The organism is Streptomyces griseoloalbus (assembly GCA_014650015.1).
GTDB lineage: Bacteria > Actinomycetota > Actinomycetes > Streptomycetales > Streptomycetaceae > Streptomyces > Streptomyces griseoloalbus.
Genome location: BMUD01000065.1, coordinates 1 through 2,512 on the forward strand (window position 1 = coordinate 1; position 2,512 = coordinate 2,512).

Annotated in this window: 1 protein-coding gene; it reads left to right on the top strand. The window is 69.1% G+C overall.

The genetic code is table 11. The annotated features are described in order from the left end of the window. The coding region (locus IE178_RS34930; RefSeq protein ID WP_193515050.1) for a GDSL-type esterase/lipase family protein at nt 1-2,472 on the top strand (2,472 nt) is incomplete at its 5' end. Nucleotides 2,473-2,512: the final 40 nt, after the last annotated feature.

The window sequence follows — 2,512 nt, forward strand, 5'->3', positions numbered from 1 at the left end:
ACCGCGCAGCGGCCGGACGAGTGGCAGCGGCAGATGTCGCAGATGGTCAACACGGTGCGCGCCGACAAGGACAAGGGGCGCACGCTCAGCGAGTCCTTCGACCTGCAGGCGCAGAAGAGCAACGTGGACTTCTACGACCGGCTAAGCGACGTCCGGTTCGACGGCAGTATCCAGGTCGTCGGCGACAGCCTCGTCATCGTCATACCCACGGGCGAGGTGAACGCTTCGGCGAACTGGTGGCAGAAGTTGATTGCCAGCATGGTCGGGACCGCGGTGGGTGTCGTCTCCGTCGTGGCGTGCTTGGCCTCCTTCTCCGTCTTCGCCCCCGCCGCGCCCCTCGCCGTACCTACCTGCGGGGCCATCAGCGGCGCAATGGGGGCGCTCGTCACTGACCTGATGAACGCAGTCTTCGACGGACGGTCGCTCGGCGGTTGGGACGTCTGGGGTGAGGCAGTCACCCAGGCTTTGTGGGGCGCTTTGGTCGGGTTCGGCACCGGGGGGCTGGTGGCGTGGGCATCCAAGGGGGTGGTCTCGCTGGTCGAGGTGGTGGGAGAGACAACGAGGAACTTCGCCCTCAAGCTCGGCTCGTGGTCTGCGCCGTTGCAGCGCATCGCGGACTTGATGCCGGACTTCGGGGGGTACTTGCGTACGTGCATCGAACGAATGAGCCAGGGCCTGCGACCCTCCGCCTGGCCGTCGACGATCCGGGTGATGGTGGTCGGCGACTCGATCAGCCAGGGCCACGAGGGCGACTACACCTGGCGCTACCGGTTGTGGCAGTGGTTCCAGGAGAACAACATCTCGGTCGACTTCGTCGGTCCTTACCACGGCACGTTCACCCCGGACCAGCCCTCTCCGCCGAAACCGCCGCTCTTCGTCGGTGAGAAGCCGGCGGACCAGGGCATCCGCGTCGACGGCGGCTACGCGGCCGGGGTCGCCTTCGACAGCGACCACTACGCGCACTGGGGCAGACAGGCCGCACAGATCAAGGGCGACATCCGCCGGCAGGTCGAGACCTACAAGCCGGACCTTGTCCTGCTCGCGGCCGGCTTCAACGACATGGGCTGGTTCGTCAGCGACGAGAACGGCACCCTGGACAGCGTCGAGACCATCATCGACCAGGCCCGCGCGGCCCGGCCGGGGGTCGACTTCGCGGTGGCCACCGTGCCGCACCGGTCGAAGATCGGCGGCCGGGACGATCTGATCACCAAGACCGACAACTTCAACCGGCTGCTCGCGAACGCGGCCCCCCGGTTGAGTAAATCCATCTCCCAGGTGGAGGTCGTCGACTGGCAGAAGAAGTACTCCTGCGCCCCCGCCGCCTGCCCGGCCTCTTACGACGGCCTGCACCCCAACGCCTACGGTGAGTACCAGCTCGCCATCGCCTTCGAGCAGACCCTGCACGACCGGTACGGCCTGGGCCGGGGCCCGATCCCCTTCCCGCCCGAGAATCTGCCGGTCCGGCCGACGCCCGTGCCGAGCGGTCTGAAGGCCGAGTCCAGCCCGCAGGGAGTGACCGTCACCTGGGACCCGGTGTACGGGGCGTTCGGCTACGACGTGCGGTCGCGGGTCGCCGGCCAGACGACCTGGGGCGAGGGCCGCGTCAACAGCAACCGTGCCGACACCACCTGGACCGTCGACGGCATCCAGTGGGAGTACCAGGTGCGCACCGTCGGCGGTGACAACGTCAAGGGCCCATGGTCCGGCACGGTCAGCGCGGTCGCCCGCCCGAAGACGGCCCCGCCGCCGCGGATCCTCGCCAGCCGGCCCATCGGCCGGGACGGCATCGAGCTCGAGATCGCACCACCTGACTACCCCACCACCATCGACCGGCACGAAGTGATCCTCTTCGACAAGGACACGCCCGGCGCCTGGCTCACCGGCACCGGCTTCCGCGGCAACCGGGTGCAGATCCACGGGCTGAAACCGGGCCACCGCTACCTCGTCGCGGCGGCCACCTGGAACGCCGCCGGCGGCGGGCTGCCCGCACTGGCCCGTCCGGTGATGGTCGGCGGCGGTACCCCGGCCGCCCCGACCGGCCTGCGGGTGACCACCGTCGATCCCACCACGGTGGAACTGGACTGGAACGGCGCGAACTCGGCGGCCGGCTACCGGCTGTGGGTCTCCAACATCAAGGACGGCGGCACCACCCCGCCGAAGGCCGACGAGAACATCATCGAGGACACCCACTACGGCGTCGGCTTCTTGTTCCCGGGCGTGTGGAACTACGAGTTCTGCGTGACGGCCATCAACGGCTCCCTCGAGTCCGACAAGTCCAACTGCGTCATCCCGCCCCATCCCGACGGCAGCACGCCGACCAACCCCGGCGGCAGCGCGCTGAACCGCTCACCGAGCGCTCGCACCGCGGCGCCGGACGCGGTGGACATCGGTTCGCTCACCGCCCTGAGGAACCCGGACGGTACGGCAAGTCCCGTCGCGGTCGGTGTCGGGGTCAACGGAGGTGATCGCTAACCCGGCCTCGGTGTCCCGTGGTGCTGCCGCACACGCGGCA